The 23,150-nt window shown below is 71.2% G+C and carries 18 protein-coding genes; 8 read left to right on the forward strand and 10 right to left on the reverse strand.

Going from position 1 to position 23,150, the window contains the following annotated elements; translation table 11 throughout:
* The 3 genes from AB0N66_RS22125 to AB0N66_RS22135 form a co-directional block, all read right to left on the reverse strand.
* A complete protein-coding gene (locus tag AB0N66_RS22125; RefSeq protein ID WP_365437684.1) occupies window positions 1–534 on the reverse strand; it encodes a hypothetical protein in 534 nt (177 codons plus the stop codon).
* Between the two features lie 238 nt (window positions 535–772).
* Window positions 773–1,537, reverse strand: a complete 765-nt coding sequence (locus AB0N66_RS22130) for a hypothetical protein (protein WP_365437687.1) — start codon at window positions 1,535–1,537, stop codon at window positions 773–775.
* Window positions 1,538–1,552: 15 nt separating this feature from the next.
* Window positions 1,553–1,681 carry a hypothetical protein gene (locus AB0N66_RS22135; RefSeq protein WP_365437690.1) on the reverse strand — a complete coding sequence of 43 codons (129 nt, stop codon included), beginning with the start codon at window positions 1,679–1,681 and terminating at the stop codon, window positions 1,553–1,555.
* 740 nt (window positions 1,682–2,421) lie between these two features.
* Between AB0N66_RS22135 and AB0N66_RS22140 the strand changes: the two genes are divergently transcribed.
* From AB0N66_RS22140 to AB0N66_RS22150, 3 genes are all read left to right on the forward strand, one after another.
* The gene (locus tag AB0N66_RS22140; RefSeq protein ID WP_365437693.1) at window positions 2,422–3,354 is read left to right on the forward strand and encodes an SCO0930 family lipoprotein; all 933 of its coding nucleotides are present in this window, start codon (window positions 2,422–2,424) and stop codon (window positions 3,352–3,354) included.
* A 409-nt stretch (window positions 3,355–3,763) separates the two neighbouring features.
* Window positions 3,764–4,576, forward strand: coding sequence for an SAM-dependent methyltransferase (locus AB0N66_RS22145; protein ID WP_365437696.1), 813 nt, complete (start codon window positions 3,764–3,766; stop codon window positions 4,574–4,576).
* Window positions 4,573–6,708 (forward strand): EAL domain-containing protein, encoded by a 2,136-nt coding sequence (locus AB0N66_RS22150; protein ID WP_365437698.1) that lies wholly within the window; start codon window positions 4,573–4,575, stop codon window positions 6,706–6,708. Before AB0N66_RS22145 ends, AB0N66_RS22150 begins: the two co-directional genes overlap by 4 nt.
* A 189-nt stretch (window positions 6,709–6,897) precedes the next feature.
* Here the strand turns inward: AB0N66_RS22150 and AB0N66_RS22155 are convergent, their stop codons facing one another.
* Window positions 6,898–7,782 carry a LysR substrate-binding domain-containing protein gene (locus AB0N66_RS22155; protein WP_365437701.1) on the reverse strand — a complete coding sequence of 295 codons (885 nt, stop codon included), beginning with the start codon at window positions 7,780–7,782 and terminating at the stop codon, window positions 6,898–6,900.
* 120 nt (window positions 7,783–7,902) lie between these two features.
* On the opposite strand from AB0N66_RS22155, the gene AB0N66_RS22160 reads away from it, so the two are divergent.
* The 5 genes from AB0N66_RS22160 (at window position 7,903) to AB0N66_RS22180 (ending at window position 13,335) form a co-directional block, all read left to right on the forward strand.
* A complete protein-coding gene (locus AB0N66_RS22160; protein WP_365438111.1) occupies window positions 7,903–8,574 on the forward strand; it encodes a succinate dehydrogenase in 672 nt (223 codons plus the stop codon).
* Window positions 8,575–8,576: 2 nt separating this feature from the next.
* Window positions 8,577–10,526: a fumarate reductase/succinate dehydrogenase flavoprotein subunit gene (locus tag AB0N66_RS22165; protein WP_365437704.1), complete on the forward strand. Its 1,950-nt coding sequence runs from the start codon at window positions 8,577–8,579 to the stop codon at window positions 10,524–10,526.
* A complete protein-coding gene (locus AB0N66_RS22170; RefSeq protein ID WP_365437707.1) occupies window positions 10,523–11,272 on the forward strand; it encodes a succinate dehydrogenase/fumarate reductase iron-sulfur subunit in 750 nt (249 codons plus the stop codon). The genes AB0N66_RS22165 and AB0N66_RS22170 overlap by 4 nt, the downstream gene beginning before the upstream one ends.
* A 261-nt stretch (window positions 11,273–11,533) precedes the next feature.
* Window positions 11,534–12,304: a GNAT family N-acyltransferase gene (locus AB0N66_RS22175; RefSeq protein WP_365437710.1), complete on the forward strand. Its 771-nt coding sequence runs from the start codon at window positions 11,534–11,536 to the stop codon at window positions 12,302–12,304.
* On the forward strand, window positions 12,304–13,335 hold the full coding sequence (locus AB0N66_RS22180; RefSeq protein ID WP_365437713.1) for a lysophospholipid acyltransferase family protein: 1,032 nt from the start codon (window positions 12,304–12,306) through the stop codon (window positions 13,333–13,335). The genes AB0N66_RS22175 and AB0N66_RS22180 overlap by 1 nt, the downstream gene beginning before the upstream one ends.
* Window positions 13,336–13,387: 52 nt before the next feature.
* Here AB0N66_RS22180 and AB0N66_RS22185 read toward each other — a convergent pair whose 3' ends face one another.
* The 6 genes from AB0N66_RS22185 to AB0N66_RS22210 form a co-directional block, all read right to left on the reverse strand.
* Window positions 13,388–14,425, reverse strand: a complete 1,038-nt coding sequence (locus AB0N66_RS22185; RefSeq protein ID WP_365437716.1) for an LLM class flavin-dependent oxidoreductase — start codon at window positions 14,423–14,425, stop codon at window positions 13,388–13,390.
* Between the two features lie 121 nt (window positions 14,426–14,546).
* Window positions 14,547–16,316, reverse strand: coding sequence for an ABC transporter ATP-binding protein (locus AB0N66_RS22190; RefSeq protein ID WP_365437719.1), 1,770 nt, complete (start codon window positions 16,314–16,316; stop codon window positions 14,547–14,549).
* Window positions 16,313–17,506: a glycosyltransferase gene (locus AB0N66_RS22195; RefSeq protein WP_365437722.1), complete on the reverse strand. Its 1,194-nt coding sequence runs from the start codon at window positions 17,504–17,506 to the stop codon at window positions 16,313–16,315. The genes AB0N66_RS22190 and AB0N66_RS22195 overlap by 4 nt, the downstream gene beginning before the upstream one ends.
* Window positions 17,507–18,310 (reverse strand): alpha/beta hydrolase, encoded by an 804-nt coding sequence (locus AB0N66_RS22200; protein WP_365437724.1) that lies wholly within the window; start codon window positions 18,308–18,310, stop codon window positions 17,507–17,509. It lies immediately after the preceding gene.
* 2 nt (window positions 18,311–18,312) lie between these two features.
* Window positions 18,313–18,651 carry a phosphopantetheine-binding protein gene (locus AB0N66_RS22205; RefSeq protein WP_365437726.1) on the reverse strand — a complete coding sequence of 113 codons (339 nt, stop codon included), beginning with the start codon at window positions 18,649–18,651 and terminating at the stop codon, window positions 18,313–18,315.
* The gene (locus AB0N66_RS22210; RefSeq protein ID WP_365437729.1) at window positions 18,641–23,149 is read right to left on the reverse strand and encodes a beta-ketoacyl synthase N-terminal-like domain-containing protein; all 4,509 of its coding nucleotides are present in this window, start codon (window positions 23,147–23,149) and stop codon (window positions 18,641–18,643) included. The genes AB0N66_RS22205 and AB0N66_RS22210 overlap by 11 nt, the downstream gene beginning before the upstream one ends.
* Window position 23,150 lies beyond the last annotated feature (1 nt).

Genomic DNA, 23,150 nt, shown 5'->3' on the forward strand with positions numbered 1-23,150 from the left:
TCAGGAGTCGTCGGACGCGGTGCGGCGCCGCGACATGTACCACGCCGCGCCGACGGAACCCACGATGAGCGCGGCTCCCAGGCCGATCTCCTTCGCGTCGAAGCCGCCGACGGTGCCGCCGACACCGGCCCTGACGCCCCGTTGCACGGGGACGGGGTAGTGGGTCGAGTCGCCCTGACGGCCGGTGGCGATGGTGAGATCCGTGTGACCGCTCGCGCCCTCACACGTGAACGTGACCTCGTACACGGCGCCCGGTTTGGCGTCCCAGTCGACCGTGGCCGTGGCCGAGGACTGACCCTGCTGGATGGTGACGGTGTCGAAGACACCCGAGGTGACCGTGGCGCGTCCCCGGCAGCCCCCGTCTCTCTTCAGCAGCAGTGAGACCTGGCCGCCGGCGGCGATGGTCGAGGGCTGCACGCTGAAGCCGAACGGGGTGATGTTGTTGTTCTCGTCGCCGGCGACGGCGGCGGGTGCGGTGAAGGTCAGGGCGGTGACGCCCAGCAGTGCGGCCGAAGCGACGCGTATCGCGCGCATGGTGAGTCTCCAGGTCCCCGAGGAGCCTTGCTGCGGACCTTTTCCGCTTGCGCCAGAAATGCACCTCGATGATCGAAACGCTAGGAAAGGCTGGGCCTGGGCGCGATCGCTGTCGCGCGAATGGGGCAACCCTGTGGGCCGCACAGGGGACGGCGTGCGTGCAGTAGGGGGACGGACGCGGCGTGGCATCCGTCCCCCGGCCGGGTAACCCTGCCGCGGAGCCCCTGTTGAGGGTCCGTCAACCGGGAAGGTTCGGGAACAGCGCCATGAACGGCTCCGCGGAGGCCGTGATCCCCCTGCTGTAGGGCGCGTCGAAGTCCCAGATCAGGAAGAGCAGGAAGGCGATCAGCGAGGAGAAGAGCCCGGCGAGGATCAGCTCCCGTAGGGTGCGCCGGATCTGCAGCGCGAAGACCATCCCCACGGTGACCACGCCGCCGGTGGTCAGACCGAACCACACCACGCCCGGCATGGTCGCCCCCGTCGAGTCGGCGCGGGAGTTCCGTGCGGCGTCGGCCACGGTGACCTGGTCGACGAGGGGCTGGTACGCCTGGGCCTCGAAGTCCGTCTTCGGCTCGTAGTCGGTGACGTCCGCACGGATGCGATCGAAGAGCCGGCCGCCCTTGACGGTCACCCGGCCCTGGTCCGCCATGGTCTTCCACTCGGTGGTGACGACGTAGCCGACATACGCGTCGACGTCTCCGCGGATCTGGTCACGCACGTCGGGCGGGTAGACGCGGACCCGCTGCGAGATCTCGTGCAGGGCCTGGGCCTCCGTCTGCACATGGTCCTGGGCGACGCCACGGGCCTCCCAGACACCGGCGATGGCCAGGCCGAGAACGATGGCGTAGACCACGCCGATCATCATCGTCATGTACTCGATGACGTCCGGGGTCTCGGACGGATCCTCGTCCTCGCGGGCCGTGCGATGGCGTACGAGGGCCACGATGAGGACGACGACGCATGCGGCGCCCATCGCGAGGGCGAGAACAAGCCATTCCGACAAGGATGCCTCCAGAAATCAGCGCGGGCGCAGCGCCGCGACGGCGAGCACCGCGGGCGCGGTGATCAGCAGGGTGAGCGAGACCAGGGACGGTCCGCCGCGGGGCGGGTGCCGCCTCGCCTGGGCGTGGTACGCCGGATAACTCACCGGGGACGGCGACGGCTTGGGGCGGGCGCTCGGAGTGGGTGTTGGTTTCGGCGTGGACGGCTGCGTCGGTGGGGGTGTGGGCGCCGGTACCGGCTTCGGCGCGACAGGCCGTGGCGCAGGCGCTGGAGGGGGCGGTGGGGGTGGAGGCGGTTCGGGCGCCGGTGTGGGTGGGGGCGTAGGTGTGGGTTTGGGGGGAGGCGGCGGCTTGGGGGGTGGCGGGGGTTCGGGGGTCGGTGTCGGTGTCGGTGTCGGGGTGGGGCACGGCGGGGGAGGCGTCGGGCTCGGGCAGGTGGCGTTACCGGCGACCGCCACCGCGCCGGTGCCGTCCGGACCGACGGAGGCGTACGCGCAGGAGTCGGCGACCGCCGGGCTCCCCGCGGTTCCGCTGAGGATCCAGGCCAGCGTCAGCAACGCCAATGCCCGTATGACGAGGGCGGACCAAGTCCGCTTGGGTCCATGCACGACGGCGATCATCGGTCGTTCCGGGTCCGCGTAGGAGCTGGCCGAGAAGGGTTACCCCGAACGGAGGATGTCCGCGGCCGGGCGGTTTGACGGGCTGAGCGGGAAACGCCGAAGGAGGGGAACGGGCGTGCGATCCGTGGTGCGGGACCGCCGGGACACAGGGTTCGGAAAGAAATTTGAGAGGTGGTTGAACATTCCCGCCACTCCCGCCCGTACCTATGGCCATGCGCGGTGCCGCAGGGCGCCGCAACATCTATTGCGACAGCGGGAGTTACCAAATGAAGACCTCCTGGCGGAGCGCCTCGCTCGTAGCGACAGCTGCGGCCATGCTGGCGCTCACGACGGCGTGCGGTCAGGAACAGGGCACCCAGTCGACCGTGGGCCAGAACGTCGGCGCCACCGCGGCCGCGGGCGACTACGGACTGTCGAGCCCGAGCCCGGCCGGAGTTGGCGCTGCCGCTACCCAGGCGAAGTCCGCGGGTGCGCTCTCCATTGCGAAGAACGCGACGCTCGGCGAGGTCATCACCGACAGCGCCGGGCTCACCCTTTACCGCTTCGACAAGGACACGGCCGAGCCGCCGAAGACGACCTGTGAGGGCGACTGCGCCACCGCTTGGCCGCCGGTTCCGGCGGACGGTGCCACGGCCGCCACCGGTGTGGACGCCGCGCTTCTCGGCGAGGTCACCCGGCCTGACGGCACCAAGCAGCTGACCGTCGGCGGCTGGCCGATGTACCGGTACGCGAAGGACACGAAGGCCGGTGACACCCTCGGCCAGGCCGTGGGCGGTACGTGGTTCGCGTCGGCCCCCACCGGCAAGAAGGCGACCCTGGCCGACCTGCCCGGCCTGTCGACCCGCAAGGACGCGAAGCTCGGCGAGATCGTCGTCGACAAGAACGGCCTGACGGTCTACCGCTTCACCAAGGACACGGCATGGCCCGACTCGATCTCCGCGTGCACCGGCGCCTGCCTGGAGAAGTGGCCGGCGGTCGCGCCGGTCGAGGAGGCCGACACCAAGGGCATCAACATCGACTCGGACGGCCTGATGCCCTTCACCCGGTCGGACGGCATCAAGCAGATGGCTCTCGACTGCTGGCCGATCTACACCTTCTCCGGTGACGAGGCTCCCGGGGACACCAACGGCCAGGGCGTAGGCGGCACTTGGTACGCGGTCTCGCCCGAAGGAAAGCTGGTCGGCGCGCCGAAGCAGTAGATCACCTCCCCAGGGTCGATCGCCTCACCCAGGCACCCTCGGAACGTGGAAGGGAGTGGACACAGACAGGCTGGAGTGCCGGAAGAGAAGAATTGCGCGCGCGGACCCAGGTCCGCTCCCTCCGCACCGCACGGAGGGAGCGGGCCACTTGGCGTGCCCGGACGAGGGAATCCCCGGCGACTCTTCGTAACTCCCGGAGCCTTTTTGGAATGCTTCGGAGCGATTTCACGGTTACGCCGGGCGGCGGGTTCGAAGGCTGTTCACAGGGCGCCAATTGGGCACTTGCCGGAGGCAGTGACCGGGAACGGACGGTCAATTTCCGTTTTGGCTCGCTCCTTTGGCAGGCGATCAGTAGCCTCAGCTCGAACACCGGATCGCCTACGCCGTCGACAACGCCTTGGAGAGATAGATGGAGCGTCCCGCCTGGGCCCCTCGGAGCATTGACATCTCAGTGCCGAGCGTGTCCCGCATATACGACTACTACCTGGGCGGTTCGCACAACTTCGAGGTCGACCGGGACGCGGCTCGCAGGGCGATGGAGTTCATGCCGGGACTTCCCAAGATCATGCAGGCGAACCGGGCGTTCATGCGCCGCGCGGTGCGCTTCGCGACCGGCGAGGGCATCACCCAGTTCCTCGACATCGGTTCCGGCATCCCGACCTTCGGCAACGTCCATGAGATCGCCCAGGAGTCCAGACCCGGCGCGCGCGTCGTCTACGTCGACAACGACCCCGTGGCCGTCGCGCACAGCCAGGCCGTCCTGGAGGGCAACGAGGACGCGGACGTCCTCGCCGCCGATCTGCTCAAGCCCCGGGAGATCCTGGCGAGTTCCCAGGTTCAGCGTCTGATAGACCTGAACCGGCCGGTCGCCCTCCTGCTCGTTGCCATACTTCACTTCGTGGAGGACGCGGACGACCCGTACGGAGCGGTGGCCGAGCTGCGCGACGCGCTCGCGCCGGGCAGCCTGCTCGTCGTCACACACGCCTCGTACGAGGGAATCCCACTTCCTCAGGAGCAGGCCGAGGGCACGGTCGACGTGTACAAGAACATCCGCAACCCGCTGATCATGCGCTCGCGCGAGGACATCGCGCGGTTCTTCGAGGGGTACGACATGGTGGAACCGGGACTGGTGCCGATGCCGAAGTGGCGGCCCGACACGGCACCAGAGGACGAGGATCCGTTTTCCTTCTCCGGTTTCGCCGGCGTGGGGCGCACGGCGTGACCGCCGAACCGGACGGGCCGGAGGACAGACTCCGCAGATTCGCGACGATCTGGAGCCGGGCGGTCTTTCCGGTCACTTCGACGTCGCTGACCAGGCTCGAGTTCGAGGTCCAACTGATGCCGCTCGCCCGGCGGTTGAGCGACGCGTTGCTGGCCAGGACCTTCGAGGGAGCCGAGGGCCAGGCGGTCGGCGCCGCGCTCATCGACGCGCACTGCACCGACCCGGAGGCGCTCAGCCGCACGCTGGACTGTGTCGACGCCTATCTGGTGCTCTACTGCGGCGAGGACGGGCCCCGGGAGGCGCTGCGGACTCGCTCGGCGCGCTTGCAGCACGCCATGGCCGCCGGGTTCGCGCAGGCGCTGCGGGAACGGACGCTGGCCGAGCAGGAGGCCATCTCCCGGGCCGCCCTGAACGCCCGCAGCCTGGTGGCGGAGGCGCTGCACGCGAGCGAGGCCCGCTTCCGCGCGGTGTTCGAGGGCGCGGCCATAGGGATCGGCATCGCCGACCTCGAAGGCAACATCCTTCAGGTCAACGGAGCGCTGCTGCGCATGTTCGGCGGCTCCGAGCAGGCGATGCGCGGCCGCCGGGTCCAGGAGTGGACGCACCCCGACGACGCTCCGCAAGTGTGGCCGCTGTACGAGGAGTTGGTACGCGGCGAGCGCGAGCACTACCACGTCGAAAAAGCCTTCTACCGTCCCGACGGCACGGCCTTGTGGACCAATCTGACGGTCTCTCTGCTGCGTGACGCGGACGGCACACCGCAGTACCAGCTCGCGCTCATGGAGGACACCACCGAGCGGCGGCTGCTCAATCTGCGGCTGCGCTACGAGGCCACCCACGACGCGCTCACCGGACTGCCCAACCGGACCCTGTTCTTCGAGCGCCTGGAGAAGGCGCTGTCCGCGGGCGCGGGCCAGCGCTTCGGGCTCTGCTATCTCGACCTCGACGGTTTCAAGACCATCAACGACAGCCTCGGGCACGCGGCCGGCGACCGGCTGCTCGTCGAGGTCGCCGACCGGCTGCAGTCCTGCGCGACGGCCTCCGGTGAGATGGTCGCCCGGCTCGGCGGTGACGAGTTCGTGGCGCTGACCACCGGACCCGACACCGAGCGAGAGGTCGACGAACTCGCCGGGCGCATCATGAACGCCCTGGTAACCCCGATCAGCATCGACGGACGTGACCTGACCGTGCGCGGCAGCATCGGCGTCGTAGAGGGTCCTGCCGGAGAGCGCGGCCCCGCGGAGGTGCTGCGCAGCGCGGACATCACCATGTACCGGGCGAAGTCCGCGGGCGGCAACCGCTTCGAGCTCGCCGACCCCGAGGCCGACGCCCGCGCCATCACGCGGCACGGGCTCACCACGGCGCTCCCGGCCGCCCTGGACCGGGGCGAGTTCTTCATCGAGTACCAGCCCCTGGTCCACCTCGGCGACGGCAGCGTGCGAGGCGCCGAGGCACTGGTGCGCTGGCTGCACCCGCAGCACGGTGTCCTCGGCCCCGACCAGTTCATCCCGCTCGCCGAGCACACCGGACTGATCGTGCCGCTCGGCCGCTGGGTTCTGGAGCAGTCGGTCCGTCAGGCCCGCCTCTGGCAGGATCGCCACGCCGACGCGGGTTCGCTGCGGATCAACGTCAACCTGTCGCCGTGCCAGCTGACCCACCCCGGCCTGGTTCAGGACACGGTCGACATCCTGGAGCGGTCCGGTCTCCACCCGGACGCGCTGTGCCTGGAGGTCACCGAGTCCGCGCTGATCGGTGCGGACGACGACCTCCTCAAGCCGCTGCGCCGGCTCGCCGAGATGGGCGTCGACATCGCGCTCGACGACTTCGGCACGGGCTACTCCAACCTCGCCAACCTGCGCCGTCTCCCGGTCAGTGTCCTCAAGCTGGACCGGTCCTTCACCCAGAGCATGCAGCAGTTCCCCGCGGACCCGGTCGACCTGAAGATCGTCGAGGGCATCGTCACCCTGGCCCACAGCCTCGACCTCGCGGTCACGGTCGAGGGCGTGGAAACCGGCGCTCAGGCCGAGCAGTTGCGGATCCTGGGCTGCGACACGGCCCAGGGCTGGTACTACGCCCGTCCGGGCCCGCCGGACCGGCTGCACGATCTGGCGCTGGTCGACGCGATCAGCTGACCTCGCGCCCGCGCCCCGCAAGGGGCGCGGGGCGGTTACATCATGCGGCTCCGCCGCGTGGGCGCGACCAGCCACGAACGACCCGCGGACCCGGATGGCGCTGAAACGTACGGCGCCGAAAGGTACGGCGCCGAAAGGTACGGCGCTGATGGGTACGGCGCTGGCGGGGACACGGCTTCCAGCGGAGCGTCACCGCTCCAGCAGCATCCGCTGGAGTTCGCGGGCCGCCCGCGGCGGAGCCACATCGCTGCGGTGCGCCAGCGCGATCGTGCGGTGGAGTCCGGGCCGGGCCAGCGGGGTCACCCGCAGTCCGCGCCCGGACCGGGTCGCGACCATACGGGGGACGACGGCCACGCCGAGCCCGGCCCGGACGAAGCCCAGGACCGCGTCCATCTCACCGCCCTCGACGGCGAAGTCGGGCTCGAAACCCTCGGCGCGGCACGCTGCGACCGTGAGTTCGCGCAGGTCGTAGCCGTGCCGGAACATCACCAGGCGCTCGCCCTCCAGATCCGAGACGCGTACGGTACTGCGACCCCACCCGGGCGCGGGCGCGGCTGGCGAGGACACCACCACCAGGTCCTCGCGCAGCAACTCCACCGTCGTCAGGGCCGGGGACGGCGTGGGCAGCGGCAGGACGACCAGGGCGAGGTCGAGGGCGCCGCGCGCGAGTTCCCGTACGAGATCGTGGGAGCCCCCTTCCTCGATCAGCAGCCGGATGCCCGGGTAGCGGTCGTGGAAGGCGCGCAGCACGTCCGGGAGCAGGCCCGTGCACAGGCTCGGCGTCGCGCCGAGGCGGACCCGGCCGCTGCGCAGCTGGGCCAGCTCCTGCACCTCCTGCCGGGCCGTGTCCGCGTCGGCGAGGATGCGGCGGGCCAGCGGGAGGAGCGCCTCCCCGGCGTCCGTGAGCGTGATGTTGCCCCGCGCCCGCAGGAACAGATCCGCCCCCAGCTCGCGCTCCAGCGACTTGATCTGCTGGGAGAGCGACGGCTGCGCGACATGGACCAGCTCGGCGGCCCGGGTGAAGTGCCGGGTCTCGGCGACCGCCACGAAGTACTGAAGCTGTTGGAACTGCACACCAGACACGATAGGGCATGCCTATGGAAACGAGCCGGACCATGTCTTGGACCGATCGCCCTCTTCGGCCCTAGCGTGCGTGGCATGGCACTGGCAACGCGGACGGACCGAAAGCCGTCCTTGACGCGCACTGTGTGGGACTCGTCCGTCGGCAAGAAGACCGTGATGGCCGTCAGCGGTCTGATCATGCTGCTGTACCTGGTCGTCCATATGCTCGGCAACCTGAAGATCTTCTTCGGGTCGTACGAGTTCAACCACTACGCGCACTGGCTGCGCACCCTCGGCGAGCCCTTCCTGCACTACGAGTGGGCGCTGTGGATCATCCGCGTCGTCCTCGTCGTGGCCGTCGTCGCGCACGCCACCGCCGCCTACCAGCTGAGCCGCCGCGACATCAGGGCGCGCCCCAGCGGTTACGTCCACAAGAAGCGGCGGGCCAGCTATGCCACCCGCACCATGCGCTGGGGCGGGATCATCCTCGGCCTCTTCATCGTCTGGCACATCCTCGACCTGACGACCGGCACCGTGCACCCGGACGGCTTCCAGGCCGGACACCCGTACCAGAACGTCATCGACACCTTCTCGACCTGGTACGGCGACACCATCTACATCGTCGCGATGCTCGCCCTCGGCCTGCACATCCGGCACGGCTTCTGGAGCGCCGCACAGACGCTGGGCGCCGGCAGCCGCTCCCGCGACCGCGCCCTCAAGACCGTCGCGAACGGCCTCGCACTGGTGCTGACGGCCGGCTTCCTCGCCGTACCCATCGGCGTCATGACCGGATTGGTGAGCTGACCATGACCTCTTACGCGGACTACGCGACCGGTGAGCCGGTTGTCGACGGCAAGGCCCCGCAGGGCCCGATCAACGAGCGCTGGGAGACCCGCCGTTTCGAGGCCAAGCTCGTCAACCCCGCCAACCGCCGCAAGCACACGGTGATCGTCGTCGGCACGGGCCTCGCGGGCGGCTCCGCAGGCGCCACGCTCGCCGAACAGGGCTACCACGTCGTGCAGTTCTGCTACCAGGACTCGCCCCGGCGCGCACACTCGATCGCCGCGCAGGGCGGCATCAACGCGGCGAAGAACTACCGGAACGACGGGGACTCCGTGCACCGGCTGTTCTACGACACCGTGAAAGGCGGCGACTTCAGGGCGCGGGAGTCCAACGTCCACCGGCTGGCCCAGATCTCGGTCGAGATCATCGACCAGTGCGTCGCCCAGGGCGTGCCCTTCGCGCGCGAGTACGGCGGCCTGCTCGACACCCGTTCCTTCGGCGGCGTCCAGGTGTCGCGGACCTTCTACGCCCGCGGGCAGACGGGCCAGCAACTCCTTCTCGGCGCGTACCAGGCGCTGTCGCGGCAGATCGCCGCGGGCAACATCGAGATGCACGCGCGGACCGAGATGCTCGACGTGATCGTCGTCGACGGCAGGGCGCGCGGAATCGTCGCCCGCGATCTGATCACCGGGAAGATCGACACGTACTTCGCGGACGCCGTCGTACTGGCGAGCGGCGGCTACGGCAACGTCTTCTACCTCTCGACCAACGCCATGAACTCCAACGCGACCGCGATCTGGCGGGCGCACCGGCGTGGCGCCTACTTCGCCAACCCCTGCTTCACCCAGATCCACCCCACCTGCATCCCGCGCACCGGCGAACACCAGTCGAAGCTCACCCTGATGAGCGAGTCGCTGCGCAACGACGGCCGGATCTGGGTACCGAAGGCGAAGGGCGACACCCGCCCCGCGAACGAGATCCCCGAGGACGAGCGCGACTACTACCTGGAGCGCATCTACCCGGCCTTCGGCAACCTCGTGCCCCGCGACATCGCCTCCCGGGCCGCCAAGAACGTGTGCGACGAAGGGCGCGGTGTCGGCCCCGGCGGCCAGGGCGTCTACCTGGACTTCGCCGACGCCACCCAGCGGATGGGCAAGGCCAAGGTCGAGGAGAAGTACGGCAACCTCTTCGACATGTACGCCCGGATCACCGCCGAGGATCCGTACACCGTGCCGATGCGGATCTACCCCGCCGTGCACTACACGATGGGCGGACTGTGGGTCGACTACGACCTCCAGACCACGATCCCCGGCCTGTTCGCGATCGGCGAGGCCAACTTCTCGGACCACGGCGCGAACCGGCTGGGTGCCTCGGCCCTGATGCAGGGTCTCGCCGACGGCTACTTCGTCCTGCCGTCGACCATCAACGACTACCTCGCCCGCGACCCCCACCACGCGCAGGTCACCGACCAACACCCCGACGTCCAGGAGGTGCTGGCCGAGACCGAGGACCGGCTGCGGCTGCTCCTGGCCGTCGACGGTGACCGCACCCCCGACTCCTTCCACCGCGAACTCGGCGAACTCATGTGGGAGTTCTGCGGAATGGCTCGCACGGAGACCGGGCTGCGCAAGGCACTTGAGCGCATCCCGCAGATCCGCGAGGAGTTCTGGCGGCGCATCAAGGTGCCCGGGACCGGCGAGGAGTTCAACCAGTCCCTGGAGAAGGCCAACCGGATCGTCGACTACCTGGAGCTCGCCGAGCTGATGTGCCTCGACGCGCTGCACCGCGACGAGTCCTGCGGCGGGCACTTCCGCGAGGAGTCCCAGACCCCGGAAGGCGAAGCGGCCCGCAGGGACGAGGAGTTCTCGTACGCGGCCGCCTGGGAGTTCAGCGCCACCGGCGAACCCCCCGTCCTGCACAAGGAAGACCTGGTCTTCGAGTACGTCCACCCCACTCAGCGGAGCTACGCATGAAGCTCACCCTGCGCGTCTGGCGGCAGCAGAGCGCCGACGCCGACGGAGCGATGTCCACCTACGAAGTGGACGACATCTCGGCCGACATGTCCTTCCTGGAGATGCTCGACACCCTCAACGAGGAACTCATCCTCAAGGGCGAGGACCCCGTCGCCTTCGACCACGACTGCCGCGAGGGCATCTGCGGCGCCTGCTCGCTCGTCATCAACGGCGACGCGCACGGCCCCGAGCGCACGACCTCCTGCCAGCTGCACATGCGGTCCTTCCGGGACGGCGACACCATCGACGTGGAGCCGTGGCGCGCCGCGGCGTTCCCGGTCGTGAAGGACCTCGTCGTCGACCGGTCCGCCTTCGACCGGATCATCCAGGCCGGCGGCTACATCACCGTCCCGACGGGCGCGGCCCCCGACGCCCACGCGACGCCCGTGCCCAAGCCGGACGCCGACTTCGCCTTCGAACACGCCGAGTGCATCGGCTGCGGCGCCTGCGTCGCGGCCTGCCCCAACGGCGCCGCGATGCTGTTCACTTCGGCGAAGATCAACCACCTCAACGTGCTGCCGCAGGGTGCGCCCGAGCGCGAGACCCGCGTCCTGGACATGGTGGCGCAGATGGACGACGAGGGCTTCGGCGGCTGCACTCTCGCCGGCGAGTGTGCGACCGCCTGCCCCAAGGGCATCCCGCTGGTCTCCATCACCAGCATGAACAAGGAGTGGCTCCGCGCGACCCGGAAGTCGGGCAAGCGGTAGCCGTAGGACGTTCGCCGTCAATGTGCGGACGGGCGGGACCGGGGGTGGTGCTCAGCCCCGGTCCCGTCTCGCGTTCGCTGAGGGACCGATTCCCTGCGGGCGCTCGTATCGGCCGTCCCCTGGCATTCAGCATCCTCACATCCTGGCTCTCGGCACAGGTCACGCGCAGGCCAACCGGCGTCGGAAGAACAGGAGCGCGCAGACCGAACAGATCCGGCCTGCCACCGCTCCGCCGAACCGGCCCGTGACCAGGAGAGTGCCATGACCGGCGTATCCACCCTCGACAGCCCCCCACTGTCGACCGCTCCCACCCGCTACACCGTGACCCTCGCCCGCGACGAGGACGACGTCCGCGCCGCACAGCGGCTGCGTCACGACGTGTTCGCGGGAGAGATGGGCGCCCTGCTGACCACCCCCCAGCCGGGTCTCGACATCGACGCCTTCGACGCGTACTGCGATCACCTCATGGTCCGTGACACGGTGACCGGTCAAGTCGTCGGAACCTACCGGCTGTTGCCGCCCGAGCGGGCCGCCCTCGCCGGACGCCTTTACTCGGAGAACGAGTTCGACCTCGGCCCGCTGGCCGCGATCCGCTCCGGGCTCGTCGAGGTCGGCCGCTCCTGCGTGCACCCCGACCACCGCGACGGCGCCGTCATCGGTCTCATCTGGGCCGGGATAGCGCGCTACATGGTCGAGGGCGGCCACGAGTGGCTGGCCGGCTGCTGCTCCATCCCGCTCGCCGACGGCGGCGCCCTCGCCGCGGGCACCTGGGACCGGGTCAGAGCCAAGCACCTCGCGCCCGAGGAGTACCGCGTACGGCCGCTGCTGCCCTGGAGCGCCGAGGGAGTCGCCCGGCCTACGCGCACCGAACTGCCCCCGCTGCTGCGCGGCTATCTGCGGCTCGGTGCCTGGGTCTGCGCGGAGCCCGCGCACGACGCGGACTTCGGCGTCGCCGACCTGTACGTGCTGCTGTCGATGCGCAAGGTCAACCCGCGCTATCTGCGGCACTTCCTCTCGCTCGTACCGGCCTGATGAACGCCTCCCGCACCGGCGTCCTGGGCGCCACTCGCAACGGGGTCATCCGCGCGTCCCGGGTGGGCGTGATGCTGCGCCCTCGCCGTGACACGGCGGCGCTCGTCGACCCGGGAGTCCGTACGGCGGCCTTCCTTGCCGCCCCCACAAAGGTGCCGTCGCCTCGCCGCGCCGGCGTGCGACCGATCGCCTTCCGGCCCGTTCAGACGCCCACCAGCGCCTGGCTGCCCAGCGCCCCGTGCACCCCGCGCCGCTGCGTGGACTCCACGGGGTCGACGGCCGGCGTGCCGCGTGCCGTACTGCGCCTTGCCACCCTCCTGGTCGTGCTCACCTTCGGGATCGTGCTGATCCCGGTCGTCGGCCGGATCCCGGCCGCACTTCGCGACCGGCTCATCAGGACGTGGTGCCGGACGATGGTGCGGGCCGCCGGCGTGCGCCTGCGGGTCACGGGTGCCACCCCTCCCACCGGCGGCCTGCTGCTGGTCGCCAACCACATCTCCTGGATGGACATCCCGCTGCTCGCCGCCGTCCGTCCCGGGCGGATGATCGCCAAGGCCGAGATCCGGCAGTGGCCCGTGGCGGGCGCGCTGACCGCGAGCAGCGGCGCGCTGTTCATCGAGCGCGACCGGCTGCGGGCACTGCCGCGGACGGTCGCGCGCATCGCGGACACCCTCCGCGACGGGTCCACGATGGTGGTGTTCCCGGAAGGCAGCACCTGGTGCGGCCGGGCACAGGGACACTTCCGGAGGGCCGTCTTCCAGGCCGCGCTGGACGCCGGCGTGCCCGTCCAGCCGGTGCGTATCCACTACCGGCTGGACGGGGGAGCGGCGAGCACCGCGCCCGCGTTCGTCGGGAGCGATTCCCTGCTCACCTCGGTGTGGCGGGTCGTCTCGGCCCGCGCCCTCGTCGCCGAGCTGGACCTGCGACCCGTACTCGCACCGGCCGACCACAAGGACCGCCGCGATCTGGCCCGCGCCGCGCAAGGAGGGCTGCGGTCGCCGGGCCCACACGCCCACCCTTACGGGGCTTGACAGAGCGCGGGCGAGGAGTGGGGAGCCGTCGTGCTCCCCTCCGCCCGCGACTCTAGGTCGCCGTCAGCCCCACGACCCGGGCGAGCCTCCGATAGGAGTCCAGGAGGGCGTCCCGGTCGTACGTACTGGTGGTGACCAGCACCTCCTGCGCGCCGGTCTCCTTGATCACCGTCTCCAGCTCATGGGCGACCTGTTCCTCGGTGCCCGTGATGTGACCCGTCAGCCCGGACTCGTAGAAACCCCGCTCCTTGCCCGTCATCGCCAGGCCCTCGACCCGTTCGGCGGGCGGCAGCGGGGGGAACGTGCCGTGGGTGCGGGAGTACGCCATCGACCAGGCCTCCGGGAGGAGGAGACGGCGGGCGTCCTGAGGGGTCGCGGCGACCGCGACCGTGCCGGAGATCACGACGTACGGTTCCCGGGCCCAGACGGACGGGCGGAACGTCTCGCGGTAGTGATCGATCCCGCGCCGCATCTTGTCGCGGTTCCTGAGGTCGCCGATGACCATGGGCAGGCCGGCCCGCGCGGCGATCGTGGCGCCCTCGCCCATGGCGAGTACGAAGGGCGGCACGGTCAGGCCTTCGGAGGGGCGGGCATGGACGCCCGTCGACGAGGTGCCGCGAAACCAGTCGAGCAGCTCGGCGAGTTGCGCCGCGAAGTCCTCGGCGTCGTCCTTCTCCCGGCCGAGTGCCTTGCGCACCCCGTCGGTGAAGCCGACGGAACGGCCCAGGCCCATGTCGATCCGGCCCGGGAACAAGGACTCCAGGACGCCGAACTGCTCAGCAACAACCAGCGGTTGGTGGTTCGGCAGCATTACGCCGCCGGTGCCGACCCGGATCGTATGGGTGGCGGCGGCGACCGCGGCGGCCAGTACGGTCGGCGCGGATCCTGCGACGCCCGGCACGCCGTGGTGCTCCGAGACCCAGAGCCGGTGGTAGCCGAGCGCCTCCAGGTCCTGGGCCAGCCGCACGGTGTCCCGCAGGGCCTCGGGAGCGTCGTGGCCCTCACGGGTGCGGGAGCGGTCGAGCACGGAGAAGCGCACGGCTTCAGGGCGCGGCCCCGGTGAGGCGGGGTGCTGGTGCGGGCTCGGCATGAGTGCTCCGGCGGGGATAGGTCGCTGTCGTCGTCACGGACGTCAACCACGGATCTCCGCCGGAGCTTCCCGGCCGCCGACCCTCAGACCTGAGGCTCGGCCGCCAAAAGCCGGCCGTCCCTCACACCTGGGGTTCGGCAGCCAAGAGCTGCGTCGCCGCCAGTTCCCGGTAGAGCTCGTCGTCGTCGACGAGGGTGCGGTGGGTGCCGACCGCGCGGACGTCACCGTGCTCCAGGACCACGATCTGGTCGGCCTCGGTCACCGTGGACAGCCGGTGCGCGATCAGGAGGACCGTGCACTGCCCGGCGGTACGGCCGACCAGTTCGCTCAGTGCCTGCTCATTGCGGGCGTCGAGCTGGGCCGTCGCCTCGTCGAGCAGCAGCACCTGCGGGCGGCGCAGCAGGGCGCGGGCGATGGCGAGGCGCTGGCGTTCGCCGCCGGAGAGTGTGACACCGCGCGGGCCCACCGCCGTGTCCAGGCCCATGGGCAGCCGGGCGACCAGACCGTCGAGGCGGGTGACGGCCAGGACCTCGGACAGCTGCTCGGCGGTGGCCTCAGGCGCGGCGTAGAGCAGGTTCTCGCGGAGGGTGCCGGACATGACCGGGGAGTCCTGCTCGACGTACGCGATACGGCGTCGCACCTCGCCGCGCGGCAGGGTGGAGATGTCCTGGCCGCCGATCCTGATCGAGCCCGCGGTCGGCTCGTAGAAGCGCTGGAGGAGCGAGAAGAGCGTGGTCTTGCCGGCGCCCGACAGACCGACGAGCGCGGTCTGGGTGCCGCCGGGGACGGTGAAGCTCACGCCGCGCAACGCAGGGGCGCGGCCGGGATAGGTGAACTCGACGTCGGTCAGCTCGATGTCCGGCGGGGGGCCGAAGGCGGAGGCGGCGGGGGAGTCGATGTCGTCCTCGATCGGCAGCCCGGCGGCCTCCTGGATCCTGCCCACCGCGCCGAGCCCCTGCTGAAGCTGGGCGGCGCCGCCGACGAGCTGGGAGACCGGGCTCGCCAGGAAGAACACGTACAGCAGGAAGGCGATCAGTTCGGAGACCGACATGGTGCCGTTCGCGACGAAGGCGCCGCCGACTCCGAGGACCACGAGGAAGGCGGTCTGGATGGAGGCACCGCCGACCATCGTGACCAAGGCGCTGTAGCGGGCGCCGACGAGTCCGGCGGCGTACGCCTCGTCGACCGCTTCCTCGGCGGCGCGGGTCTCGCGGCCCTCGGCGCCGTTGGCCTTGACCGTGCGGGCCGCGCCGAGGGTGCGGTCGAGTACGGCGCCGACCGCGCCGACCGACGCCTGCGAGCGGGCCACCGCGGCCTTGATCCGGGGCAGGATCATCGTGATCACGATGCCGACCACGGCCAGGACGAGAAGTGTGATGCCCAGCAGGCGTACGTCCAGCGTCGCCATCATGAACAGGGCCCCGACGAAGGTCAGTACGCCGTTGACGGTCATGATCAGGCCCTCGGTGGCGGCGCTCTTGAGGAGCGTGCTGTCGGAGGTGACGCGGGCGATGAGGTCGCCGGGCGCCCGTGTGTCGAGTTCGGAGACCCGCAGCCGGATCAGCCGGTGCACCAGGCCGGTCCTGACCTGCCGGACCACGCGCTCCGAAGTCCGTTGCTGGAGCCAGGCGTTGATGCCGGTGAGCAGGGCGCCCGCCGTCAGGAACACGGCGAGCAGCGCGACCGGTGCGCCCACGTCGGTGCCCTCGTCGAGCCGGTCCAGGATCGCCTGGGCGAACTTCGGCTGGACCAGGCCCGAGACGCTGGCCAGCAGGGTGAGGACGAGGGAGAGGAGCAACACCCGCCAGTGCGGCCTGGCGTAGCCGATCAGGGCGGCCAACGTGCCGGTGGGGGTGCCTGGTTGGGCAGGGGACGGGCTGATCTCGGTCATGCGCCTCGTACTCCGGTCACGGCCGATTCGGCCAGCACTGTTTTGAGCCGGGTGGCGGCGGCCGCGCTGCCGCCCGCTGCCCGGAAGGACTCCCCGATCGCCTCGGCCGCCTTGCGGTGACCGCCGGAGGGGTCGAGCACGGTCTCGACCGCGGCACCGATCTTCGCCGCGTCGGCCCGCCCGAAGCGCAGCCGCACTCCGGCGCCCGCGTCGACGACCTGGCCGGCCACGATCGGCTGGTCGTCCCGGATGGGGGCGACCACAAGGGGGACGCCGTGCCACAGCGCCTCGCAGACGGTGTTGTGGCCCGCGTGGCAGACGACCGCGTCGAGCCGTTCCAGCAGCGCGAGTTGAGGCACGTGCGGGCACAGCAGGATGTTGTCGGCGACCGGGCCTTCGACGACCCCGCCGGGATCGACGAGCACGGCACGCACCCGGTCCGCCATCCCGGCCAGCGCCTCGGCGGCCGTGTTGAGGAAGCGGGCACCCGCGTCCGTGTTCGCGGTGCCCAGGCTGACGAGGACCAGAGGCAGCGTGGACGCGTCCAGCCACTCCCAGGGAAAGTCGTCGGACCGCTTCGGGCGGGCGGCCACGGACGGGCCCACCAGCCAGACCCGGTCCGGGAGTTCGGCCGGCCCGAGCAGCGCGCGCGTCGTGTACGCGAGCACGCCGTGCGGCGAGAAGCGGGGGTCCGCCCCGCCCGAACCGCCCGCGATCCGCACGCGCAGGTCCGCCAGGAGTCCGTCCAGCCAGGCAGCGACCTTGGGCATGCCGGCCAGCGGGTCGATCAGCTCGGCGGAGGTGGTGGCCGAGGTCACCCAGGTCAGTCCCAGGGATTCGGCGATCAGCGCGCCCGCCACCGCCTGCTGGTCGCTGACGACGACATCGGGACCGTACGCCTCGATCGCCGCCCGCACCCCGGGCGCCATCGCGTCCGCGAGCGGGATCAGGAAGCTCTCCCAGAGGAACTGGAAGGCGGCGGGGCCCTTGAGCTCGGCGGGCCGGGACAGCGTGTCCTCGGGCAACGCGCACGGGAACACGACGGCGTCGGCTCCCGCGAGGCCCCGGATCAGCTCGGGGTGACCCGCCCAGGCGACGTCGTGCCCGCGGGCGGCCAGCGTCGCCGCGGTGCCCACCGCCGGGTTGACGTGCCCGACCAGCGGTGGCACCACGAACAGGAATCTGCCCATCTAGCGGGCCTCCCGCAGGGCGTGCGTCTCCTGGCCGAACAGCCAGTCGCGCACCAGGACGTACGTCTCCTTGGTGGCTTCCACCAGCACCGAGTGACCGCGGTCGGGCAGCACGACGGTACGGCAGTCCGCCAGTGAGGCCTCCAGCATCGCGGTCTGTGCGGAGAGCTTCGACGCGCCGCCGAAGACCGCGAAGACCGGGCAGCGGATCGCGGACAGGTCCTCGTCGATGAGGTCGCTCTGCGGGATCTCCTGGGCGAGGGCGGTCTCGTCGAGCACCCGGCCCGCGGCTCGGAACGGCCGGGCGTTGCGCTCACCCGGGTTGTCCCGCAGCCACTCGGTGACCTCCTGGACCACCAGGCCGCCCTGCTCGCCGACCAGGCCCTCGTACATGCTCTGCGCCCAGGGCCGGGCCGGCGGTTCGGCCTCGATGGCGACGACACTGGCGACCCGCTCGGGGTGCGCGGCGGCCATGCCGTACGCGACAGCTCCGCCGAAGGAGTTGCCGACGAGGTGCACCGGACGGTCGATGGCGAGCGCGTCGAGCAGCTCGTCCAGGTCGGTGACGAAGTCCTCGATCCGATAACCGGTCGCCGGTCTGGAGGTCTTGCCGTGCCCGCGCAGGTCGTACATCACGACGTCCATGCCCTCTTCGGCGAGCTGCGGGGCGAGGCTGAAGTAGTAGCTGGCGAGGCTGTCGATGAGCAGGCCGTGGATGAGGACGACGACGGGACGCGGTACGTCACCGGTGTGGCCGAGACGCTGGACGTGGACGTCGAGTCCGTTCACGTGGATCGTGGGCACGGTCAGCTCACCTCCGCGACGGCGAGGGAGCCCACCACATAGCCGACGAGATCGCCGACGGTCAGCGCGATGATCTCCTCCAGGCCGCGGTCGGCTATGAACGCGGCGAAGTTGACGCGCTCGCCGTAGAACTCGCGCAGCTGGGCGGAGAGCGTGACGAGGTCGATGCTCTCCAGCTCCAGGTCGTCGTGGAAGGACGTCTCCAGGGTGATCTCCGCGTCGTCGAGCCCGTACTCCTCCAGCACGGTGCGCAGGATGGCCGAGATGTCCGCGAGCGCGGTCGCCTCGTCGGGGGCGGCCGGGCGCGCGGCGACTACCAGTTCGGTGAGTTCAGTGGTCATCTTCGTTCTCCTGATCGTTGACGGCCGTCCAGGCCACGACGTACTCCTTGCCGAGGTGGCCGGACGGCTGGGGGGTGGTCAGCTCGCGATACCGCACGAGGTACTCCTCGCCCGCGGTGCGTACGGTCAACAGGGCGCCGTCCGCCGCGGTGATCTCGAACTGCTTGGGCTCGCCGCCGAGTCCGGTGCCGCGCGCCTTTGCAACGGCTTCCTTGGCGGCCCAGAACCGGGTGAACCAGAGTCGCTCCGGGGCGTCCTGCGAGAGCGCCTGGAGCAGCTCGCGCTCGTTGCGGGTGAGCGCGACGGCGAGGGTGCCCTCGGGGCGGTCGGCGATCTCCTCGATGTCGATACCGCAGGGCCCGTCCGTCCTGGCCATCGCCACCGCGGTCTCGCCGCGGTGGGCGAGGGAGACATGCAGCGCGGGCAGGGTCCTGCCGTAGCCGCCGGTGACGAAGGGGCGGCCGGTCGGGTCGTTGCCGACCCGCACCTCGGCGGGGAAGAGCGGACCCGCGCCGCCGTCCCACATCAGGTGCCGTACCGCGTCCTTGACCGCGATCCGGCCAAGGAGCCACTGCCGTCGGCCGCGCGGCGCGTGCGTCGCGTACCGCTCGCGCTCCTCGCCCGCCAGGACGTTCCGCATGATCAGTTCACGGGTGGCCAGGTCGGGCCACTCCTCGTGGACCAGCGCCCAGCCGCCGGGCTGCATCAGGGACAGGGTGTTGAGCTCGGGCTCCCGGTCCACCGCGCGGATCCGCGGATTGCTGTCGAAGCGGCGGTCCTGCCAGCCGGTGAACTCCGCCCACACCCGCCCCCGGTGGACCAGCTGCATGTCCGCTTCGAGGGCGGCGTCGGTGACGGACGTGATCTTGATCAGGCACTCCAGCTGCTCGCCGGGGGCCGGATGCGGTCCGTGGAAGCGGATCTCCTTCATCCCGACCGGGAACACCGTGGTGCGGACCGGAAGCCTGGACATGATCCAGTAGCCGAGCAGTTGCCCCACGTTGTCCAGCAGCGCGCCGGGCGCGGGCGGGGTGACGAGGACGCCACGCACATGCCGGTCGCCGACCGCCGTCAGCTCGCGCACCCCCTGGAACCGTGGCCCGTGGAACATCCAGCGGCGGGTGTACAGCTCCGCCGCCGTCATATCGGGCTTCTGCTCCTGTGCGGCAGGGAAGGTCCACGGGGTGGCGGGCGCGAACTGCCCGTGGTCGGGGGCGAGTTCGACGACGGCCTTCGCATAGGAGCCGAGCGAGGCGGTGACCCGGTCCGGGCCCTCGGGCACGATCCGTACCGGGATGTCGACCGACGGGGTGGCGGTGACCCACTGGTTCAGCTGTACGTCGTGGACGGCCACCGCGCGCTGACCGGGCGCGGCCCGCTCGGCGAAGTCCATGAGGTGGGCGATCACCGTGGTGCCGGGGACGACGGGCCAGCTGTCGGCCGGTTCGGCCTGGGCGGGCTGCTTGAAGAAGCAGTGGTCGAGGAGGTACGGCATGGTGTCGACGGAGACGTGGAGGGTGGATTCGAGGGGGCCGATGGGGCGAGGCAGGGGGGCCGGCTCGACCGGACGTGGCCGGTGATCCCGGTCGGCGGGGGCGGAACGCCCGGGCGCCGGCGGGCCGGGCCTGCGGCGGCCCGCCGTCACCACGTCCGAGGCGAGTGCGGACGCGTCCCGCAGAAGTGCCGTCAACTCCGCACCAAGAGCGCCCTGTTCGCCGAGTCCGGCCAGGTCCAGGCTCGTCTGCGGAACGGGCGTCCGGTGCAGCGCCGCTCCCACCCGCCGACGCGTCTCCGCGTCCAGGGAGACCGCCGCGCCCCCGAGGTCCAGCTTGATCGGGCGGCTCCGCCGCACAGGAGCCGCGGTCTTGAGCGTGCCAAGCAGCGGCGCCAGCTCAGGCGCCGCCCCGTCAGCCCACAACGCGCTTGCCACCCGGTGCAGTTGGGGTAGCCCCGGCCGGTGCGGCGAGTGCGCGGGGACGACGAGGTGGTCGCGTCCGTGGAGGGTGTCGGTGATGAGTGAGCCGAGTTGTCCGGCCCCGAGCTGGACGAAGGCGCGGAAGCCCGCCGCGTACATGGTGTCCATGAGCGGCCGGAAGCGGACCGGTTCCAGCAGGTGACGGACGAACAGCTCGCGGATCGCGTCGGGTTCGGCCGGGTACGGGGCGACGGTCGTCGCGGACCACAGGGGCAGCCGCGCCGGGTGCAGCGAGTAGGTCTCCGCCGCCTCCCTGATCGGATCCAGATACGGCTTCAGCATCGGGGTGTGGAAGCCGGACCGGAACGGCAGGATCTGCGAGATCACCGCCCGGGCACGGAACCGCTCGACGAGTTCGCCGACGGCGTCCTCCGGACCGCAGATCATCGACTGGTTGGGCGCGTTGTCGTGGGAGAGCACCACGTCGCTGTGGCCGGACAGCTCCGCCCGCACCTGCTCCGCGGGCGCGCCGACCACGGCGAAGGCCAGCCCGGGCACGCTCAGGGAGTCAGGGTCGAAGCCGGCGAGGAAGGCGTCCACCTCGTCCGGTGCGTGGATCCCGGCGGCGGCCATCGCCGTCCACTCGCCGAGGCTGTGCCCGGCGAGCGCGTCGGGTACGACCCCGAGCCGGCGCAGCGCGGTGTCGAGGAGCCGGCCCAGTTCGAAGACACCGGTGCCCTGGCGGCCCACGTCTCCCACGGTGGCCTCGGCGACGGCGGTGAGCCCGAAGTGCCGAGCGATGTCAGCGGAGTTGGGCGTGAACTCGGCCTCCAGGCCGGGGAAGACGAACGCGAGCTTCCCACCGCCGGGGCCGAGCAGCGGGCGCGGCACGAACCACACGTCGTTGCGGCCACGCCAGCCCTTGCCCTTGGCGACCGCCTTCCGCGCCAGCGCCAGCCGCTTCGCCGTGGGTCCGACGACCGCGAGCCGTACCGGGTCGGAGCCCGACACGACCGCACGCTCGTCGAGACCTGCCGCGAGGACGGTGGCGTCGTCGCGGTCCAGCAGTGCGGCCATCGCCTCGGCCGTCGGAGCGGTCAGCCGCAGCACCCGCTCCGGCTCGTAGACCTCGGTGACCGCGGCCACCGGCCTGCTCGCCACCTGTTCGATCACCACATGCGCGTTGATGCCGCCGAACCCGAAGGCGTTGACGGCGGCGCGGCGTACGGGCTGCCGTTCGTCGGCCTGCCAAGGGCGGGCGGTGTCGATCGGGGTGAACCGGGTACGGGCCAGCCCCGGATGCGGGTCCTCGCAGTGCAGGGTCGGCGGCAGTACGCCGTGATGGACGGCGAGCGCGGCCTTGACGAGCCCGGCGACGCCCGCGGCGGGCATGGTGTGGCCGATCATCGACTTCACCGAGCCGATGACGGCGGCCGGCCGGTCCGTGGTCGTCTCCTCCGGCGGCGGCCCGAACACCTCGGCCAGCGTGGTGAGTTCGGTCCCGTCACCGGCCGGGGTGGCGGTGCCGTGCGCCTCCAGGAGCCCGATCGAACCGGGCGCGGCCGGGTCGAGCCCGGCAGCCTCCCAGGCCTGCCGTACCGCTCGGACCTGGCCGCCCGAGTCGGGGGCCATCAGACTGGTCGTACGTCCGTCGGAGGCGACGCCGGTCCCGGTGATCGCGGCGTAGATCCGGTCGCCGTCGCGCTCGGCGTCGGCGAGCCGCTTGAGGACGACGACGCCGGTGCCCTCACCGATCAGCACGCCGTCCGCACCCTTGTGGAACGGCCGGATGCGCTCGCTCGGCGAGAGCGCCCCGAGCTGGCTGAACACGCTCCAGAAGGTGATGTCGTGGCAGTGGTGCACTCCGCCCGCGAGCATCACGTCGCAACGCCCACTGGCGAGTTCGCGCACCGCCTGGTCGACGGCGATGAGCGAGGAGGCGCAGGCGGCGTCCACGGTGTACGCCGGACCGCGCAGGTCGAGCCGCCCGGCCAGCCGGGACGCGGCCAGGTTGGGCACGAGCCCGATCGAGGACTCCGGCGCCTCGGGCCCGAGCCGGTCGGTGAACGCCTGCCGTACCGCTTCCAGTTGGTCGGCGCCCAGGTCGGGCAGCAGCTCGCCCAGGGTCCGTACCAGCTGGCTCGCGGTGCGGACCCGCTGGTCGAGCCTGACCAGGCCGGGGGTGAGGTAGCCGCCCCGGCCGAGCACCACGCCGATCCGGTGCCGGTCGACGGGAAGCCGGTCCGCGCCGCCCGCGTCGGCGATGGCCTGCGCGGCCACCTTCAGCGCGATGAGCTGGTCGGGCTCGGTGGCCGGCACCGCGGCCGGCATGATCCCGAACTCGGTGACGTCCACCTCGGCCAGCTCGTCCACGAAGCCGCCGCGTCGGCAGTAGACGCGGTCGGCGCGGGGCTCGGCGCCGGGAGCGTAGTGCTCCTCGACGTCCCAGCGGCCCGGCGGGACTTCGGTGATGGCGTCGGTGCCGGCGACCAGGTTCTGCCAGTACGTGGCGAGGTCGGGGGCACCGGGGAAGAGCACCGACATCCCGACGATGGCGATGGGTTCGGCGCGCGATCCTGTCATC

Source organism: Streptomyces sp. NPDC093544, assembly GCF_040683495.1.
GTDB lineage: Bacteria > Actinomycetota > Actinomycetes > Streptomycetales > Streptomycetaceae > Streptomyces.